This is a genomic window from Pacificimonas sp. ICDLI1SI03 (assembly GCF_054740865.1).
In genome coordinates this window covers 931,226-949,045 of the sequence record NZ_JBSQAU010000001.1, presented here as the reverse complement: position 1 = coordinate 949,045, position 17,820 = coordinate 931,226, and the positions used below count along the sequence as shown (strand labels likewise).

Sequence of the window (17,820 nt, the reverse complement as noted above, 5' to 3'; positions counted from 1 at the left end):
TTATGTGCCTACGATAATAGGAGAACACAATGACTCTTTTAACGCTCATAAATCGGTGCATCGAGCAAACAGGTGTCAGCGCAACGCGCATTGGTAGGGAGGCACTGGGGGATCCCCGGCTGATTGCCGATATTCGCCGCGGACGTGAACTAAGGCCACACACTGAAAAGAAATTACTCACTTATCTCAGCGCGGTCGAAAGCCAGGCGGGGCAGGGGGAGTAATGGTGCGACGCCGCAAAATCGTACCAGCGTCTATCGCATCCGTGCTTCGCAGCGTACCCGATCGATCCAGAGACGGCCACATAATCACCCGCTCGCGCGGTGGAGATAGGAACTTTCCTGTCATGGATGTGGTCGATGTCACCTCCTCACCCTGGGCAAGCGCCACGTTTGAAGGAACGCAGCACCGTATCTGCCTTTCGATCAGCGGGCGGGAGGCCGACGTGGATGCACTTGCCGCCGCTGTCGAAGGCGATCTTTCCGCAGCGGATCTTGAATTCGGCGGAGGAACTTTGATCGAGATCGTGAGAACGAACACCGACAAAAGCGTCGACGGGAAAGGAAATGCAATCAGCCTGCTGGAATTTACCGCTCTCAGCGTTCTGGATTAAGAGTTGCTGTTTTCCATGTCGCGTTCCGGCGCCTGCGTAGCGACGGGACCTCCGCCCTCACTGCCTTTCGGCTTATCGGGGTTTTCACTCTTCCCGGCGGCTTTTCCTTCGCCGGGTGCAGCGCCCTTACCGGCGGTGAATGTGGCAAAGGCCGCTGCAAGGGCTGCTCCGGCAATATCCCGACCGATACCGTCGACGGCAGTGCGGACGGCGGATTCGATGCGCGCCTCGGAAGCACCGGAGGTGACGTTCAGTTTGGCCCGGCCAGTCTTTGCTTTCAGAACGTTGGAAAGACCATCGAGGCCGTCTTTCCGCAGAGCGAGACTGGCCTCATCCAGCCATAGGGCAAGGGAGGCTTCTACCTTGCCTTGCCAGCTCTTGCCGGTGGCCTTCAAAAGTTGAGAGAGTTCCGGCGGAAGACCGGGCCTCGGTGCCTTTTCCTCTGCGAAGGTTTCTTTTCCGGTCTCACCAGGGTCTGCCCCGGCGGCATCATGTCTCGTCGCTGCCAACGCGGCCTCCGCTTTCGCCAGCTTTTTTTCAGCCTTTGCCAATGCGCGCTCAAGCTCCATCTCGTCCCGGTCGCGTTTCCGCTTCGATTTCTTCTTGTCGGAATGATCGTCTTTGAGCTTTGTCATGGCGCCGTTCTCCTCTGCTGGTGATTTAGTTGTATAAGACAGCGGCTGCAAGGGGAACGCCGCGCACGCTCATCGGTTGACGCGGAAACATCAAGAAGGGACCGTCAGAATGACCGAACAGAATAAAACCGCAGGAACGAAGGCTGACACGCCACCGACGACTCCTTCAAAAATGCGCCCCGCGCAGGATGCGGATCATGTTCCAGAAAAGCTGGACGACGATGAAGCGCAATTGGAAGAGGGTCTGGAAGAAACCTATCCAGCGAGCGACGTGCCATCAGAGACGCAGCCCCAGCCAAAGGACCCGAAAAAGGCACCCCCTTCAACGAATGCCTAGCTTTGGCTAGCGGCAGGTCCCGAAGCCTGTCGCCTCCAAGTGAAAATGGTCGCGATGAGCGGCATTGTAATCCGGGCCGAGAAGCGTGCCGAAGATATCGCACGCTCCGGTCCGGATTTCTTCCAGGAACGCCCCCGCGTCCGAGTCTGCCCCCCAGTCCTCGATGAGCGAAATCCGCCGTCCGTCCTCCAGCCTGAACCCGGCAATATCGATTGCCTCGGCCGTTGCGTGTTTCGACCAGCGGCCCTCTGCCGCGCCGTACATCCGGCGGCAGCTATAAGTGCCAAGATGATCTATCCGCGCAACCGCGCTGCCCAGCGTTCGTTCGGCCGCAGGCTGCACGAAGTTTGTTTCCCAAATGGCGAGCGCAGCGGCCAAAGGACATGCGAGCCGTACCGTTCCGGGGGCATAGCCTGCGGTCATCTGCTCCAGGCTGACCGAGTCGACCTGTGCGCAGGTTTCATTCACGCGTTCGTCGTCGCGCGGAACTACGGAGAGTTCGCTTTCCGAAAAGAGCGCCAGACATCTTGGCTTGTCGCCGGCGAGTTGCGAGATTTTCGTCTGCGTCGCCGCCCCGACGGACTGCTCGATAACAAGAGGTGTCCACGGTAGGTCCTCGGGGAATTCGCGTTCTGCGTAAATCTTTGCCTGCCATGCGCCGACGATCAGCAGGGCAAAGAGAAGGAGGTGAATGACGGTACGCATACGCAAATCCGCACCTTAATCGGCTGGCCTGTCAGGGATAGATGCCGTGGCGAAATAGCTCATCCTTGAACGTTTGCTGGCATCTAGCAGGGATTATAAGGACCTCACATGCCAGGAATGACCCGTTCGTAAATTTCAGCTAATCGCGTAGAGGCCGCGTGAAGTGGCCTTTCCACCGGAGATTCAGCAATGTCCGTCACCAAACTCACTACCCACCGTGTCGACAAGGTGTGGGGTCGCCGCGATTTGCAGCCCTTCTTTCCCGATGTACCGGACAGCGACGAAAAGCTGGGCGAGATATGGTACCAGATGCCGGACGGTTCGGACGCCGAGCTGCTGATCAAATATCTGTTCACCAGCGAAAAGCTGAGTGTGCAGGTGCACCCCGACGACGCAGCAGCGCGCGCAGCGGGCCATGCGCGCGGCAAGGAGGAGGCATGGCTGATCCTCGATGCAAAGCCGAATGCGACGGTGGGAATCGGCACGACCCGGCCATTAACCTCGGAAGAGTTGCGCGCCGCCGCGCTAGATGGATCGATAGAGGATTTGATCGACTGGAAGCCTGCCAAGGCCGGTCAGTTCATATATTCGCCTGCCGGCACGGTCCACGCCATCGGCCCCGGCGTGACGCTGATCGAGGTGCAGCAGAATGTCGATCTGACCTATCGGCTCTATGATTATGGACGACCCCGGGAACTGCATCTTGACGAGGGCGTGGCGGTCGCGGAGGCGAAGCCGTTCAGCATAGAGGACCATTCTCGGCTTGTTTCGCCGGGGCGAACGGTCCTTTGCGAGGGGAAGAAGTTCGTCGTCGAGCGGCTGTTACGTCGCGGCGATCAAGCTGTCGCGCCGGAGGCGGGGCGACCGGTTTGGCTGACCGTGGTGGCGGGCTCTGTTTCGTCGGATGGGGTCGCGGCCGATGCGGGGGAGGTGCTGTACCTGACCGGCCCCACGACCATAAATTTGTCGGACGATGCCGACATTCTGGTCTCTTATGAGGGCGAAAGCGTCGCCCTGGGCTTGCTGCCGGGCAGTTGATCGGTCTCGCAGCAGATGATCCGATCACTTAGTGCGACCGGGTCAGGGTCCTCATCGCCTCCTCGATGCCGCCGAGGGTCAGCGGGTACATGCGGTTTTCCATCAGTGTCTTAATCATCTGCACCGATTGGCCATATTGCCAGTGCTTTTCCGGGATCGGATTTAACCAGACCGCGCTGTGATAGACGTCGGTCATCCGGCGCAGCCAGACTTCGCCCGCTTCTTCGTTCCAATGTTCCACGCTGCCGCCGGGATAGCTGACTTCATAGGGGCTCATGGAGGCGTCGCCGACGAAGATCAGCTTATAGTCGTGCGGGTATTTGTGCAGAATGTCGAAGGTGGGGATACGCTCCGACCAGCGGCGCCTATTGTCCTTCCACACCGCCTCGTAGGGCATGTTGTGGAAATAGAAATATTCCATGTTCTTGAATTCTGAAGACGCGGCGCTGAACAATTCTTCGCAGGTACGAATGTGCCCATCCATTGATCCGCCAATATCAAAGAAGATCAGCACTTTTACAGCGTTACGCCGCTCCGGGCGCATCACAATGTCCAGGTAGCCCTTGTTCGCGGTGCCGCGGATGGTCGAATCCAGATCGAGTTCTTCCTGCGCGCCATCGCGCGCGAACTTCCTCAATCGGCGCAGCGCGACCTTGATGTTACGCGTGCCGATTTCGACATCGTCGTTCAGATCCTTGAAGGCGCGCTTTTCCCACACCTTGATTGCGCGGCCCTGGCCGCCCTTGCCACCGATACGAACGCCGGCAGGATTATAACCGGAATTGCCGAAGGACGATTTGCCTCCCGTTCCGATCCACTTATTGCCGCCCTCGTGGCGCCCTTCCTGCTCATCGAGGCGCTTCTTCAACTCCTCCATGATCTCGTCGAAGCCCTTTTCCTCAATGGCCTTCATCTCTTCTTCCGAGAAAACTGCCTCCGCGAGTTGCTTCAACCATTCGTCCGGAACTTCGGCGGCTTCCTGATCGAAACTCGTCTCCAGTCCGTTGAACACCTTGCCAAAGACCTGGTCGAAACGATCCAGCATCGCCTCGTCCTTCACATAGGTGGAACGGGACAGATAATAGAACTCCTCCACGCGCTTGCCGATCACGTCGGACTTCAGCGCCTCCAACAGCGTCAGATGCTCCTTTAGAGATACGGGAATCCGCGCCGCCCGTAATTCTGTGAAGAAGTTTAGAAACATGGATGAGTGTCCGGCGCTAAATTCGTTTGTCTAATTCCTTCGCTTGATCGCTATTGCCGCCCTTCGCGCCGATTGATGAAGGCGAGCTTTTCGAACAGCATCACGTCCTGCTCGTTTTTCAGGAGCGCGCCATGTAGCGGCGGGATCAGCTTCTTGGGATCGCGCGATTTCAATACCTCCAGCGGCAGGTCTTCGTGCATCAGGAGTTTCAGCCAGTCGAGAAGTTCGCTGGTCGAGGGCTTTTTCTTCAGGCCGGGCACTTCGCGCATATCGAAAAAGATCGACAGCGCCTCTTTCACCAATTCCTTCTGGATGTCGGGGAAGTGTACGTCGATGATTTCCTGCATCGTCTCGGCGTCAGGAAACTGGATATAATGGAAGAAGCAGCGGCGCAGAAATGCGTCGGGCAATTCCTTCTCATTGTTCGACGTGATGATGATGATCGGGCGTTCCTTCGCCCTGATTGTTTCGCCGGTTTCGTAAACGAAGAACTCCATGCGATCGAGTTCCTGCAGCAGGTCGTTCGGAAACTCGATGTCCGCCTTGTCGATCTCGTCCACCAGCAAAATCGGGGTCTGCTCGGCGGTGAAGGCTTCCCACAATTTGCCGCGTTTTATGTAGTTGGAAATGTCGTGCACACGCTCGTCGCCCAACTGGCTGTCGCGCAGCCGGGAAACGGCGTCATATTCGTAGAGGCCCTGCTGCGCCTTTGTCGTGGATTTGATGTGCCATTCGATCAGCGGCGCGCCCATTGCCTTTGCCACCTCGGTCGCCAGCACGGTCTTGCCGGTGCCGGGTTCGCCCTTGATCAGAAGGGGGCGCCGAAGCGTCGCGGCGGCATTGACGGCAACTTTCAAATCTTCGGTGGCAACATAATCCCGCGTGCCGTCGAAACGCATCCTGAATCATCCTTATCGAGGGAGAATGGGGACACGCTAAAGCCCGCTGGACCCAGGGGCAACCAGTCGCTTTTACCGGGATGAGCGCCTTGTCGCCTGGCGGGGGTTTAGCGGGCGCCGAGGTGGCGGGCCTTCGCCCGCGCTGCGATCATTTCGAATAGCTGCGCGTGGAACAGCGAGAATTGCTGAGCGCCGAAGGCAATTGCCCGGGCACCGGAGCGATCCTGATAAAGTGGGTCGGCCGAGGCTGTGCACGCCGCCATGACGTCGGTGGGCCATGTGCCCGGCCTGGCGGCGGGCCAACGCGCCGCGAAGGCAAGCCTGCCGGCGTCATTCAGTGTTGAGCGAAGCCCGGGCCAATCGGAAAGGAAAGCAAGAACGGCGCCGACCGCGCATCCTTCTCGACTGGAACGCGCCAGTGTCAGCATGGCCTCGCGCAGACCGCGTACGACCGTCTCCGCCTCCGTCAGGCCACGACGATCCCTGCGGGGGCCGCTTTCGAGGCACAGGGAGGTGAGCCATTGCCTGTCATCCTGAAACGCGGCGATGGCAGGCTGTAGCGGCAGCCGGAATGCCGGAACCTCTTTCGCCACAAGGTCCATCAGGCCTGGCAGTTCACCATGTATGATGGTCAGGAAATGCGCGACGTCGGCGACCAGCGCATCCGGTTCGCTATTATCGCCCTCGACGGTAGAATGCAGCGGCGCGCGTGCCGTTGTCAGTGATGCCTGCACGATGCCGAGCAGGTCACGCACGTCGGCGGCTTCGATTGGCCGTAGGGCAGAAGGTGCGGGTGCGAGCATCATGTTCCTCACGAGGGTCGTGGCGGGAATATACGCCGTGCCGCCTTACGAACCGTTAAGAGACTTCTGACGCGCTTGGCTGAGTTGTCTTTACGGCGCCTTCCGCGCAAGATCCCGGGTGAGAGCCGATATCAGTGGCGACATTGGGGGTGTAGAATGGCGGCCTGGTTGAAATTGCTGCTGATACTGGCCGCTGCGGTCGCTCTTGCGATCATCGGAACGACGCCGCCATCGCCAGTGGCGGCGGATGCACCCGCGAACGATTTTTCGGCTGAGCGGGCGATGAATGACGTGCGCGAGATAGCGAGGGCGCCTCACCCCAGCGGCAGCGCTGAAAACGATAGGGTGCGCGCGTATCTTGTCGGCAGACTGGGCGATCTGGGCCTGACCGTAACGACTCCCCGGATCACGCTCGACGACGACGCTGTTGAGGGCCTTGAAACCTGGCTGGGCAAGGGGCGCGCACCTGCGGAGGCAGTAAATGTGCTCGGCGTCTTAGCAGGGCGGGATCGCAGCCTGCCTGCGGTGGCATTGATGGCGCACTATGACAGCGTGCCGGGATCACCGGGTGCATCCGACGATGCAACAGGTGTTGCCGCCATTCTGGAGATCCTGCGCGCGGTAAACGCAAGGGGTATCCCACAGAGAGACATAATCGTGCTGCTGACCGATGCCGAAGAGGCCGGCCTTATTGGGGCACGGGGCTTTTTCCGAGACCATCCATTGAGTGCGCGCATTGGTGCCATCGTCAACATGGAGGCGCGCGGTGGCGGCGGTCGTGTCTCGCTTTTCGAGACTTCCCAGGCAAATGGGGCCACGGCGGAACGCTTCGCCGATGCCGTGAAGCGCCCGGCGGGGACGTCGCTCAGCGTGTTCATCTATCGTGTTCTGCCGAACAATACCGATCTCACTCCGGCCTTTCAGAAGGGTTATGCGGCCTATAATCTGGCATTTATCGGCCGGCCCGGCCTCTATCATTCACCCTTCGCGACGCCCGATCGGCTGGACCGGGGTTCTCTGCAGGACATGGGTGATCAGACACTAGATTTGGTCCGCTCGCTGAGCGGCGGCGAGCCGTTGCCCGCCCCGATGCCCGATGTGGTTTTCTTCGACGCGTTCGGACTCTTCATGGTGACATACGCGCCGGTATTCGGGTGGATCATGCTGGCCATCGGCATAGGCTGCTATGCGGGGATCGCGGCGGGGGGAGCTTCGGTACGGGATCTGCTGCGCGGCCTGAGCGCTGGCATCGCGCTGCCGCATCTGGCCGCCGCGGCACTATATGGCGCGAACCTGCTGTCCGGCGCCGGTGGGGCGACCAATTATTATGATCGGTTGGCCGCGATACCACGGCTGGAGGTGCAGGCGTTGCTGATCTGCAGCGCCTGCTTTCTGGCAATTACAGGCACTTTCTCCGGGCGGCGTCAGATAGCGGCGGCGGTGTGCGTCGGGGCGGCCGTGCCGCTGATGCTGGTCACGTTGCTTGCCAAGATATTGGCGCCAACCGCAGCATACCCGCTGGTCCTGACCGTGCTGCTCACCGGTATCGGTATGGTGGGTACCTTCTTGTTTGACGGGAGAGCGGGGCGGGCCGCAGCCTCGGTCGCAGCAATTCTGGTGACAGGATATATGTTTATGTTCGGCCATCAGCTTTTCCAGGCTGTGGGACAAGACCATCCCTATGTGGCAGCACTGCCGCTGTTCGCCGCAGCCGTCAGCTTGTGGCCTGCCATCGCCGGACAATCCTTGTCCCGCAGACTGACATTCCCGATCGCAGCAATGCTATTTCTCGTCGCGCTGGCCATTGCGTTTTGGGTGCGGCTTGATCCCATCGCTGCCTCAGCAGCGGTCTACAGCCTGGAGGGATACGTTCCCGGCGCCGACTGAGCTCGATCGGAGGGGCGGTGGGGCAGGGGCCGCCCAAGCGGGCCCCAGCCCATGACCGGATCTATACGTCCAGGAAGCTGCGCATCTTGCGGCTGCGGCTGGGATGCTTAAGCTTGCGCAGCGCCTTTGCCTCAATCTGACGAATACGCTCGCGGGTCACACTGAACTGCTGGCCGACTTCCTCCAGCGTATGATCCGTGTTCATGCCGATGCCGAAGCGCATGCGAAGCACGCGCTCCTCGCGCGGGGTCAGGGAAGCGAGGACGCGCGTAACGGTTTCCTTAAGATTGGCGTGAACGGCCGCATCCACCGGAATGATCGCGTTCTTGTCCTCGATAAAGTCGCCCAGCTGGGAATCTTCCTCGTCACCGATCGGCGTTTCAAGGCTGATCGGCTCCTTGGCGATCTTCATCACCTTGCGCACCTTGTCGAGCGGCATGCCGAGGCGCTCGGCCATTTCCTCCGGCGTCGGCTCCCGCCCAAATTCGTGCAGGAACTGGCGACTGGTACGCACCAGCTTGTTGATCGTTTCGATCATGTGCACGGGAATACGGATGGTGCGCGCCTGATCGGCGATCGAGCGTGTGATCGCCTGGCGAATCCACCAGGTCGCATAGGTGGAGAACTTGTACCCGCGGCGATATTCGAACTTATCCACCGCCTTCATCAGGCCGATATTGCCTTCCTGAATGAGGTCGAGGAACTGCAGCCCGCGATTGGTGTATTTCTTGGCGATGGAGATCACCAGGCGCAGATTCGCCTCGACCATCTCCTTCTTGGCAATGCGCGCTTCGCGCTCCGCCTTTTGCACCATGTTCACGATGCGACGGAATTCGTTCAGCGAAACGCCCGTCTGGGCCGCAATGTCAGTAACCTGAATGCGAATATTCTCAACCGCTTGCGTCTCGCCCTCGGCAAAGCTGGCCCATTTCGGACCGCGCGACTTCACCTCGTCCAGCCAGTTTTCATCAAGCTCGTTGCCGACATAGGTTTCCAGAAAATCGCGACGCGGAATCTTGTACCGCTCCGCCAACCGCAGCATCTGGCCGCCCAGCGACATCAGGCGCTTATTGTAGCTGTAAAGCTGCTCGACCAGGAATTCGATCTTGGCATTGTTGAAGAAAACGGCCTCGACCTTGTCGGTCAGGTCGGCGCGTAGCTTCTGATATTTGGTTTCCAGTTTGGTGTCGTAATCTTCGCCGGCGTGCATCGCCTCAAGGCGGGCATCCTGCAGCTTTGCGAATTTCGCATATACGTTCTGGATTTCGTCGAATTGAGCCAGCGCCTGCGGCGTCAGCTGCTCTTCCATCTGGGCCAGGGACAAGACGTTGGCATCGTCATCATCGTCAGAATCCTTGGATGCGGATTTTGCCGACCGGGGCCCAAGATTGTCCTCGTCATCATCATCGTCGGCGGATTCGTTCTCGACCGCGTCGTCGTCTTCCTTAAGTTCGACGCCCTTGGGCAGATCGCTTTCGCTGCCGCCCGATTTGACTTCCTCGTCGGTGGGGCCCTGGTTGAGCATTGTGTCGAGATCCAGGATCTCGCGCAGCTGCATCTCACCGGCCTTCACGGCCTCGGCCCAATAAATGATTGTGGAGAAGGTCAGCGGGCTTTCGCACAAGCCGACGATCATCATGTCGCGCCCGGCCTCGATACGCTTCGCGATAGCGATCTCGCCTTCGCGGGACAGGAGCTCTACGGCGCCCATTTCCCGCAAATACATGCGAACAGGGTCGTCGGTTCGGTCTAGTTTTTCCTTGGAACGGGACGCGACGAATTTTTCCGGCGTAGTGCCATCGTCCTTGGTCTTCATGTCGGCGGGGGCAGGGGTGCCGTCATCCTCTTCGACCTCGTCCGATTCGGTGACGTTGATCCCCATTTCGCTGAGGGCAGCCATCACGTCCTCGATTTGTTCCGACGACATCTGATCCTGCGGCAGCGCTTCATTCAGCTGCTCATAGGTGATCCATCCGCGCTTCTTCGCCGCGGCGATCAGCTTTTTTACACCCGAATCATTCATGTCGATAAGGGGTGTGCCGTCGTCCGCTTCCCTGTTCTTTGCCGCCGTTGCCATATGTTCTCGATCCAAAACCGTCTTGAGAAATCAATTCTGTGATGCCGCCTCAACTGCTGCTGCAGCTTCCTCGGCCTCGATACGCCTGCCCAGCGCGAGTGCCCTTAGTTCGTCCTCGATCCGCAGCTTCTCATAGGTGAGCGCGCTGCGGCGGTCGAATTCTTCTTGAGAAAGCGTGTCATAGCGCGCGCGCAGATCCGCTTCCTCAAGCTCAATGTGAGCCAGCGCCATAAGATGGCCGGCCACACAAGCCAAGTCTTCTGCCGCACGGGCACTGGGCGTCCGGGATCGCGTGAATGAAAAGTCCAACCGGTTCGATACCGTGACCTGTTCCGCGAGGTGACCGAGCCCTCTGGATGTCAAGTCGGTAGCCAGCTGCGATTTGTCAAGCGCCGGATTGCCTGAAACAGCACGAAAAATGGCCGCGCGAAGGCGCGCATGTTCGGGATCGGCGATGTGCAGCTGCGCCACCGCCTCTCCACAAGTGTCGACAAGCTGCGGAAAGGTAAGCAGGCCAACCAGGATTGCGTTGATCTCGCGCTGGTGGGGGGAGCGCTCGGCCGATTGCCTGACACCCGCGGAGGCGCCGACCTGCGTGCGTGCCCATGGCGCCCGTTTCGCATCGGGCCGGAAACCGCTTCGCGCCACGAAAAGAGCGTCGAATCTTGTTTTGAATTCGCTGCGGTACAGCTGCTGAACGCTGCCATCCTGGATCGCTGAAGCATGTTCACCAAGTTGCTGGCGAACGGCCGCGCGGCGCTCTGGCGTGGTCAGATCCACCCCCTCGGTTTCCATTTGCCACAGATGATCGATCAGCGTGGCCGCCCCGTCGATCAAGGTCTCAAAGGCCCTCAGGCCCTCCGCGCGCATCAGATCGTCCGGGTCCTTGCCTTGCGGTAGCAGGGCAAAGCGAAGCGACCTGCCCGGCTCCAGCAGCGGCAATGCCCTCAGCGCCGCACGATGCGATGCCCGAACGCCCGCTGCATCGCCATCAAAGCAAAGCACGGGTTCCGGCACCGTTCGCCACGCCAATTGCATTTGCGCCTCTGTCATGGCGGTGCCCATGGGGGCCACCGCCTCTGGAAGGCCCGCCTGTGCCAGTGCGATGACGTCCATATATCCCTCGACAATAACCAGCCGACCGGATTTCCGCGCGGGCAGAGCAGCGCGGTTGAGATTGTAAAGAAGGCGCCCCTTGTCGAACAAAGGTCCGTCGGGGGAGTTGAGATATTTCGGCTCCCCCTGACCCAGAATGCGCCCGCCGAAACCAACGGTTCTGCCGCGCATGTCATGGATGGGAAACATCAGCCGACCACGAAACCGGTCATAGGAATCGCGTGCGGTGTCGTCCGGCTGAACCAAAAGGCCCGCCGCGACCAGCTTTTCCACAGGCGCGTCGATTGCATTGGCAAGCGCGCCGCGACTGTCCGGTGCGAAACCTATTCCGAAGGTCGAGACGGTTTCGGGGGTCAGTGCGCGCCGCTCGACATAGGCGCGGGCATCCTTTCCTTCGATCGAACCGAGTTTTTTTCGAAACCATTCCTCTGCCATGGCGGCGACATCGTGGAGCCCCTTGGCGGCCTTTGCCCGCTCCCGCTGTTCCGGGCTCTCTTCTGGCAGGTCGAGTCCTGCCATGCCGGCCAGTTCCTCAACGGCTCCGCGAAAATCCTGCCCACCCTGTTCCATCAGGAATTCGATGACGTCCCCATGGGCGCCGCAGCCAAAGCAATGATAGAATGCCTTGTCGTCGTTCACATAGAAACTGGGCGTGTTTTCGTTGTGGAAGGGACAACATGCCTTCATTTCCCGGCCCGCGCGGATCAGCTTGACGCGCCGCCCGACCACCTCGCTGAGGGGTACGCGGGCGCGAAGCTGCTCCAGAAAGGCGGGCGGGATCGTCACGACAATGCCGCAACGAGTGGCGCCGCTGCGACCTTATCCTGACGTGCCGTCGTCACCCGCGCGGTGCCAGTTCCTGTTTCACCATGGCGCTGGCCTGCGACATGTCGATCTGTCCCGCGAAGCGTTCCTTCAACACCGCCATGACCCGGCCCATATCCTTCGGTCCCTCGGCGCCAAGCTCTTCAACGATCTTGCGAACTTCCGCCTGCGCTTCTGCCGGGGCCATCATCTGGGGCATGAATTCCTCGATGACGGTCAACTCGTCACGCTCGGCATCGGCGAGTTCCTGGCGGCCGCCCTTTTCGTACATGTCGATCGATTCGCGCCGCTGCTTCGCCATTTTTGTCAGCACGCCTGCCGCCAGTTCGTCAGTGGCGCCGCCGCGTTCGAGACGCTCGTCGATCTCCTTCTGCTTAATGGCGGCCAGAATGGCCCGCGTGGCCGCCACCCTGTCCTTGTCGCCCGATTTCATGGCGGCGATCTGGGCAGTCTTCACCTTTTCGGCGATCATAATGTCTCTCCTGAATGCGTCGCACGCCAGATAATGCGGGTGGACGCCGTTTAACAGCAATTGACGCGAATCCATCCGGTGCGTAGCACGCCCACTTAGCTTACAGCCTGATTAAACCCTGAAGGAGCGCCCCCGGCGTGGCCACAAACGATTTTGCGCGTCCCCCATCCGGAGCAACGGGCGCGCTGATTCTGGCGTCGGGAGAGGTGATCTGGGGTCGCGGCTTTGGCGCGGCGGGTCATGCGGTGGGGGAGGTTTGCTTCAACACCGCGATGACCGGCTATCAGGAGATCATGACCGATCCCAGCTATGCGCGCCAGATCGTGACCTTCACCTTTCCCCATATCGGCAATGTCGGCGTCAACGAGGAGGATGTGGAGGCGGACACCCCCCACGCCATCGGTTGCGTCGTGCGCGAGGACGTCACTGCTCCCTCCAATTTCCGTTCTGTCGGTCGGTTCGACGATTGGCTGGCGAAGAACGGCCGCATCGGCATTTCCGGCGTCGACACCCGTGCGCTGACACGCAAGGTTCGGCTGCAGGGGGCGCCCAATGCGGTGATCGCCCATGCCCCGGATGGCAAGTTCGACATGGACGCGCTGCTGGCCGCCGCAAGGGACTGGAGCGGCCTGGAAGGGCTGGACCTTGCGAAGGACGTGACCCGCGAAGAAACGGGCGGATGGAACGACGGCCCCTGGCAGTTGGGCCAGGGCTTCGGCATCGGCCCCAGTGACGGCCCGCATGTGGTCGCGATAGATTATGGCACGAAGAAGAACATTCTACGTCGGCTGGTGAACGCCGGCGCGCGCGTCACGGTAGTTCCGGCAAAGGCGACATTCGAGCAGATCATGGCGCTGGAACCGGCGGGGGTTTTCCTGTCCAACGGTCCGGGCGATCCGGCAGCGACAGGCGAATATGCCGTGCCGGTCATCAAGCAGCTATTGAATGCAGACGTGCCGGTCTTTGGCATTTGCCTGGGTCATCAGCTTCTCGGCCTCGCTGCAGGGGCAAAAACCGCAAAGATGTTCCAGGGCCACAGGGGCGCGAACCATCCCGTGCAGCGACTGAGTGACGGGCGCGTGGAAATCACCAGCATGAACCATGGCTTCGCCGTCGATGCCGACTCTTTGCCGGAGGGCGTGGTGTCGACGCATACCAGCCTGTTCGACGGCACGCTGTGCGGGATCGAACTGACCGGCAAAAAGGCATTTGGTGTGCAATATCACCCGGAGGCCAGCCCCGGTCCGATGGACAGCGACTATCTGTTCGAGAAATTTGTCGGTGGGTTGGTTTGACCTGCAGGCCCGAGCAGAATTGACATTGATGGACAACGCCAATCCTCCCTTTGGGGCAGGGCAAGGCTTCAGTAACCGGAAACTTCATGCCTAAACGTACCGATATCGACTCGATCCTCATCATTGGCGCCGGTCCCATTATTATTGGGCAGGCATGCGAATTCGATTATTCGGGCGTGCAGGCATGTAAGGCGTTGAAGGAGGAGGGATACCGGATCATTCTGGTCAACTCCAATCCGGCGACGATCATGACCGATCCGGATATGGCCGACGCCACCTATATCGAGCCGATCACACCGGAGATCGTCGCAAAGGTGATCGCTAAGGAGCGCGATCTTCATCCGGGAGAGACGCTGGCCGTTCTACCCACGATGGGCGGCCAAACGGCACTCAACACCGCGCTCGCTCTCGCGCAGGACGGCACGCTGGATAAATACGGCGTTGAGTTGATCGGTGCCAATGCAGAGGCGATCGATAAGGCCGAGGACAGACTGAAATTCCGCACGGCGATGGACAAGATCGGACTTGAGAGTCCGCGCTCCGCCATTGCCCATTCGGATCAGGAGGCGCTGGAGGCGCTTGAGGCGGTGGGGCTGCCCGCGATCATCCGTCCTTCATTTACGCTCGGCGGCACAGGCGGCGGCGTCGCGTATAATAAGGAAGATTTCCTCGACATCGTGCGCGGCGGCCTCGACGCCTCCCCCACGAACGAGGTCCTGATCGAGGAATCCGTTCTCGGCTGGAAAGAATATGAGATGGAGGTCGTTCGCGACAAGAACGACAATTGCATCATCATCTGCAGTATCGAAAATGTCGATCCGATGGGCGTGCACACCGGCGATTCCATAACCGTCGCCCCGGCGCTGACGCTGACCGACAAGGAATATCAGATCATGCGCAATGCCAGCATCGCTGTGCTGCGCGAGATTGGCGTCGAAACCGGGGGATCGAACGTGCAGTTCGCCGTCGATCCGAAAACAGGCCGGCTGATCGTCATTGAAATGAATCCGCGGGTGTCGCGCAGTTCTGCGCTGGCATCGAAGGCGACGGGTTTCCCCATCGCCAAGGTCGCCGCGAAACTGGCCGTCGGATATACACTCGACGAAATCGAGAATGACATTACGGGGGCTACGCCGGCATCGTTCGAGCCAACGATCGATTATGTCGTCACGAAGATTCCCCGCTTTGCGTTTGAAAAATTTCGTGGCGCATCCAATCGCCTTTCGACCGCGATGAAGTCGGTGGGTGAGGTGATGGCCATTGGCCGTAACTTCGCGGAGAGCTTTCAAAAGGCGCTGCGCGGCCTCGAAACCGGTCTTACCGGGCTCGATCCCCTGCCGGAGCTAGAAGGCGAGGGAGATGGTGGAATTGCCGCGCGTCTGGCACATGCGACGCCAGATCGCCTGCTGGTCGTTGCAGAGGCGATGCGGCGCGGATTTCCCGATGAAGAGATTCACCGGCTGAGCTTCTATGATCCCTGGTTTCTGGCCCGCATTCGGGAAATCATTGAAGCGGAGGCCCGGATTGCCGAGGCAGGCCTACCAGGCGACGCGGTTGGAATGCGGGCTTTAAAGGCCATGGGCTTTTCCGACGCGCGGCTCGCCACGCTGACCGGCACGAGTGAGAGCGAGGTAGCTCGCCAGCGCCGCGCCCTGGGCGTGCGGCCCGTTTTCAAGCGCATCGACACATGTGCCGCTGAATTTGAAGCCAAAACGCCGTACATGTATTCGACCTACGAAGCCCCGATCTTCGGGGAGCCGGAAAACGAGGCCGCCCCGACAGACCGGGAGAAGGTCGTTATTCTGGGCGGTGGACCAAACCGGATCGGGCAGGGGATCGAATTCGACTATTGCTGCTGTCACGCCGCCTTTGCGCTGGCGGATGCAGGCTATGAGACGATCATGGTCAATTGCAATCCGGAGACGGTTTCAACCGACTATGACACCTCGGACCGACTTTATTTCGAGCCGCTGACTCCGGAAGATGTGCTGGAGATCCTGCACGGCGAGCAGCAGGCGGGGACGCTGAAAGGCGTCATCGTGCAATATGGCGGCCAGACCCCATTGAAGCTGGCCCCGGCGCTGGAGGCGGCAGGGATCCCTATCCTGGGAACGGCGGTCAGCGCCATCGACGAGGCGGAGGATCGCGAACGCTTTGCGGCGCTCGTTCGCCGTCTGGACCTGAAACAGCCGGCCAATGGCATTGCCCGCACGCTGGAGGAGGCGCAGCGTGAAGCCGCCACGGTGGGGTTCCCCGTATTGCTGCGCCCGTCAAACGTCCTGGGCGGACGCGGCATGGAAGTGGTCGATTCCGACCGCCAGCTGGAAACCTACATGAAGGCCGCCATGCTGGTGGAAGACGGATTGCCAGTCCTGGTCGACCAATATCTGCGCGACGCGATAGAGGTAGACGTGGATGCCCTGTCCGACGGCGAAAATGTCCACATTGCCGGCGTTTTGCAGCATATCGAAGAGGCGGGGGTCCATTCCGGTGACAGTGCCTGTTCACTGCCGCCCTACTCCCTGACGGACGAGGTGATTGCGGAGATTGAGCGCCAGACCGAGGCACTGGCAAGGGCACTCAACGTGCGCGGACTGATGAACGTGCAATATGCGGTGAAGGACACCGACGTTTACCTGATCGAGGTGAATCCGCGCGCAAGCCGCACCGTCCCATTCGTGGCAAAGGCGAAGGGAACGCCGCTGGCGAAAATTGCCGCGCGCGTGATGGCGGGTGAATCGCTGGCCGATTTCGACATGCCGCCGCGCGCGACGCCACATATCGCAGTGAAGGAAGCTATTTTCCCATTCGGGCGCTTCCCCGGCACTGACCCGGTGTTGGGACCGGAAATGAAGTCGACGGGCGAAGTCATGGGAATCGATATGGATTTCTCGATCGCCTTCGCAAAGTCTCAGCTTGCCGTTGGCACCAAACTGCCAGACAGCGGCTCCGTCTTCATTTCGGTAAAGGATACAGACAAGCCGCAGATATTGGACGCTGCGCGGCAGCTTCTCGATCTGGGCTTCGACCTGGTTGCCACCAGTGGCACAGCGTCATTCCTGCGCGAGGCTGGCCTCGCAGTCACGGCGGTAAACAAGGTGCTGGAAGGGTCTCCGCATATCGTCGACGAGATCAAGAATGACGCGATTGCGATGATCTTCAACACCACCGAAGGCGCGCAGGCCATGGCTGATTCAAAATCGATCCGATCCTCAGCGGTTTATGGGAAGATCCCCTATTACACCACTGCTGCCGCCAGCCGCGCCGCAGTGGGCGCGATCGCCGCCCTGCGCGCGGGACCTCTTGAAGTCCGCTCTCTGCAATCCTATTATTCAGCGACCTGAGGTTTTCCGACAGTCGATGCCCTGAATGCGGTGTGGGTTGCACCGGTGGCTTCGCTGTTCATATTTGCGAGGGATGATAAGCGCATGGCAACGCTAGAAAAGACGCCAATGCTGCGTGAGGGTTATGATCGCATGACCGCCGAACTTACGCGATTGAAATCCACCGAACGCCATCAGGTCGTTGCGGCCATTGAGGAGGCGCGCGCTCATGGCGACCTTTCCGAAAATGCAGAATATCACGCTGCGAAGGAACGCCAGGGCCAGATCGAGGCACAGATCACCGATCTGGAGGACAAGATCAGCCGCGCGCAGATCATCGATCCCGCGGATTTGAGCGGCGACAAGGTGGTCTTTGCCGCCACCGTGAAGCTGCTCGACGAGGATGACAAGCCCGTCACCTATCAGATCGTCGGCCCCTATGAGGCGGACGCCAAGGGCGGCCGGATTTCCTATACCTCGCCCTTGGGCCGTGCCATGATCGGTCGGCGCGTCGGTGACGAGATCGAGGTTTCCACCCCGTCGGGTGAGAAATATTACGAGATTGCCGAAATCGAATTCAAATAGTTTGCC

The 17,820-nt window shown here is 60.1% G+C and carries 16 protein-coding genes; 8 read left to right on the top strand and 8 right to left on the bottom strand.

What is annotated here, in order from left to right:
• Positions 1 to 223 precede the first annotated feature (223 nt).
• On the top strand, positions 224 to 613 hold the full coding sequence (gene gp17, locus ACSMXM_RS04530; protein WP_460314341.1) for a tail completion protein gp17: 390 nt from the start codon (positions 224 to 226) through the stop codon (positions 611 to 613).
• On the opposite strand, the gene ACSMXM_RS04525 is transcribed toward gp17, so the two are convergent.
• Positions 610 to 1,248 carry a hypothetical protein gene (locus ACSMXM_RS04525; RefSeq protein ID WP_460314339.1) on the bottom strand — a complete coding sequence of 213 codons (639 nt, stop codon included), beginning with the start codon at positions 1,246 to 1,248 and terminating at the stop codon, positions 610 to 612. The genes gp17 and ACSMXM_RS04525 overlap by 4 nt on opposite strands.
• Before the next feature lie 109 nt (positions 1,249 to 1,357).
• On the opposite strand from ACSMXM_RS04525, the gene ACSMXM_RS04520 reads away from it, so the two are divergent.
• The gene (locus ACSMXM_RS04520) at positions 1,358 to 1,585 is read left to right on the top strand and encodes a hypothetical protein (protein ID WP_460314337.1); all 228 of its coding nucleotides are present in this window, start codon (positions 1,358 to 1,360) and stop codon (positions 1,583 to 1,585) included.
• A gap of 6 nt (positions 1,586 to 1,591) precedes the next feature.
• On the opposite strand, the gene ACSMXM_RS04515 is transcribed toward ACSMXM_RS04520, so the two are convergent.
• A complete protein-coding gene (locus ACSMXM_RS04515) occupies positions 1,592 to 2,290 on the bottom strand; it encodes an extensin-like domain-containing protein (protein WP_460314335.1) in 699 nt (232 codons plus the stop codon).
• Between the two features lie 189 nt (positions 2,291 to 2,479).
• Here ACSMXM_RS04515 and ACSMXM_RS04510 point away from each other — a divergent pair, with 189 nt between their 5' ends.
• Positions 2,480 to 3,328 (top strand): class I mannose-6-phosphate isomerase, encoded by an 849-nt coding sequence (locus ACSMXM_RS04510; RefSeq protein ID WP_460314333.1) that lies wholly within the window; start codon positions 2,480 to 2,482, stop codon positions 3,326 to 3,328.
• Between the two features lie 28 nt (positions 3,329 to 3,356).
• Here the strand turns inward: ACSMXM_RS04510 and ACSMXM_RS04505 are convergent, their stop codons facing one another.
• The 3 genes from ACSMXM_RS04505 to ACSMXM_RS04495 all read right to left on the bottom strand — a co-directional run bounded on the left by ACSMXM_RS04505 (position 3,357) and on the right by ACSMXM_RS04495 (position 6,237).
• Entirely contained in the window at positions 3,357 to 4,532 is a 1,176-nt protein-coding gene (locus ACSMXM_RS04505) for a vWA domain-containing protein (protein WP_460314331.1), read from the bottom strand.
• Positions 4,533 to 4,582: 50 nt separating this feature from the next.
• Positions 4,583 to 5,431 carry an AAA family ATPase gene (locus ACSMXM_RS04500; RefSeq protein ID WP_460314329.1) on the bottom strand — a complete coding sequence of 283 codons (849 nt, stop codon included), beginning with the start codon at positions 5,429 to 5,431 and terminating at the stop codon, positions 4,583 to 4,585.
• Between the two features lie 107 nt (positions 5,432 to 5,538).
• A complete protein-coding gene (locus ACSMXM_RS04495) occupies positions 5,539 to 6,237 on the bottom strand; it encodes a DUF6975 family protein (protein ID WP_460314327.1) in 699 nt (232 codons plus the stop codon).
• Here ACSMXM_RS04495 and ACSMXM_RS04490 point away from each other — a divergent pair.
• Positions 6,201 to 6,293 (top strand): hypothetical protein, encoded by a 93-nt coding sequence (locus tag ACSMXM_RS04490; protein WP_460314326.1) that lies wholly within the window; start codon positions 6,201 to 6,203, stop codon positions 6,291 to 6,293. The genes ACSMXM_RS04495 and ACSMXM_RS04490 overlap by 37 nt on opposite strands.
• A 97-nt stretch (positions 6,294 to 6,390) precedes the next feature.
• On the top strand, positions 6,391 to 8,121 hold the full coding sequence (locus tag ACSMXM_RS04485; RefSeq protein WP_460314325.1) for a M20/M25/M40 family metallo-hydrolase: 1,731 nt from the start codon (positions 6,391 to 6,393) through the stop codon (positions 8,119 to 8,121).
• 61 nt (positions 8,122 to 8,182) lie between these two features.
• Here ACSMXM_RS04485 and rpoD read toward each other — a convergent pair whose 3' ends face one another.
• Genes rpoD through ACSMXM_RS04470 form a run of 3 tightly spaced genes read right to left on the bottom strand, consistent with a single transcriptional unit; the run spans position 8,183 to position 12,611 of the window.
• Positions 8,183 to 10,198 (bottom strand): RNA polymerase sigma factor RpoD, encoded by a 2,016-nt coding sequence (gene rpoD / locus ACSMXM_RS04480; protein ID WP_460314323.1) that lies wholly within the window; start codon positions 10,196 to 10,198, stop codon positions 8,183 to 8,185.
• 30 nt (positions 10,199 to 10,228) lie between these two features.
• Positions 10,229 to 12,100, bottom strand: coding sequence for a DNA primase (gene dnaG / locus ACSMXM_RS04475; RefSeq protein ID WP_460314321.1), 1,872 nt, complete (start codon positions 12,098 to 12,100; stop codon positions 10,229 to 10,231).
• A gap of 52 nt (positions 12,101 to 12,152) precedes the next feature.
• Positions 12,153 to 12,611 (bottom strand): GatB/YqeY domain-containing protein, encoded by a 459-nt coding sequence (locus ACSMXM_RS04470; protein ID WP_460314319.1) that lies wholly within the window; start codon positions 12,609 to 12,611, stop codon positions 12,153 to 12,155.
• Positions 12,612 to 12,748: 137 nt separating this feature from the next.
• Here ACSMXM_RS04470 and carA point away from each other — a divergent pair, with 137 nt between their 5' ends.
• From carA to greA, 3 genes are all read left to right on the top strand, one after another.
• A complete protein-coding gene (gene carA, locus ACSMXM_RS04465; RefSeq protein ID WP_460314317.1) occupies positions 12,749 to 13,906 on the top strand; it encodes a glutamine-hydrolyzing carbamoyl-phosphate synthase small subunit in 1,158 nt (385 codons plus the stop codon).
• An 86-nt stretch (positions 13,907 to 13,992) separates the two neighbouring features.
• Complete coding sequence (carB, locus tag ACSMXM_RS04460; protein WP_460314315.1) at positions 13,993 to 17,250, top strand: carbamoyl-phosphate synthase large subunit; 3,258 nt, start codon at positions 13,993 to 13,995, stop codon at positions 17,248 to 17,250.
• 84 nt (positions 17,251 to 17,334) lie between these two features.
• A complete protein-coding gene (gene greA, locus ACSMXM_RS04455) occupies positions 17,335 to 17,814 on the top strand; it encodes a transcription elongation factor GreA (protein WP_460314313.1) in 480 nt (159 codons plus the stop codon).
• The last annotated feature ends 6 nt before the right edge of the window (positions 17,815 to 17,820 follow it).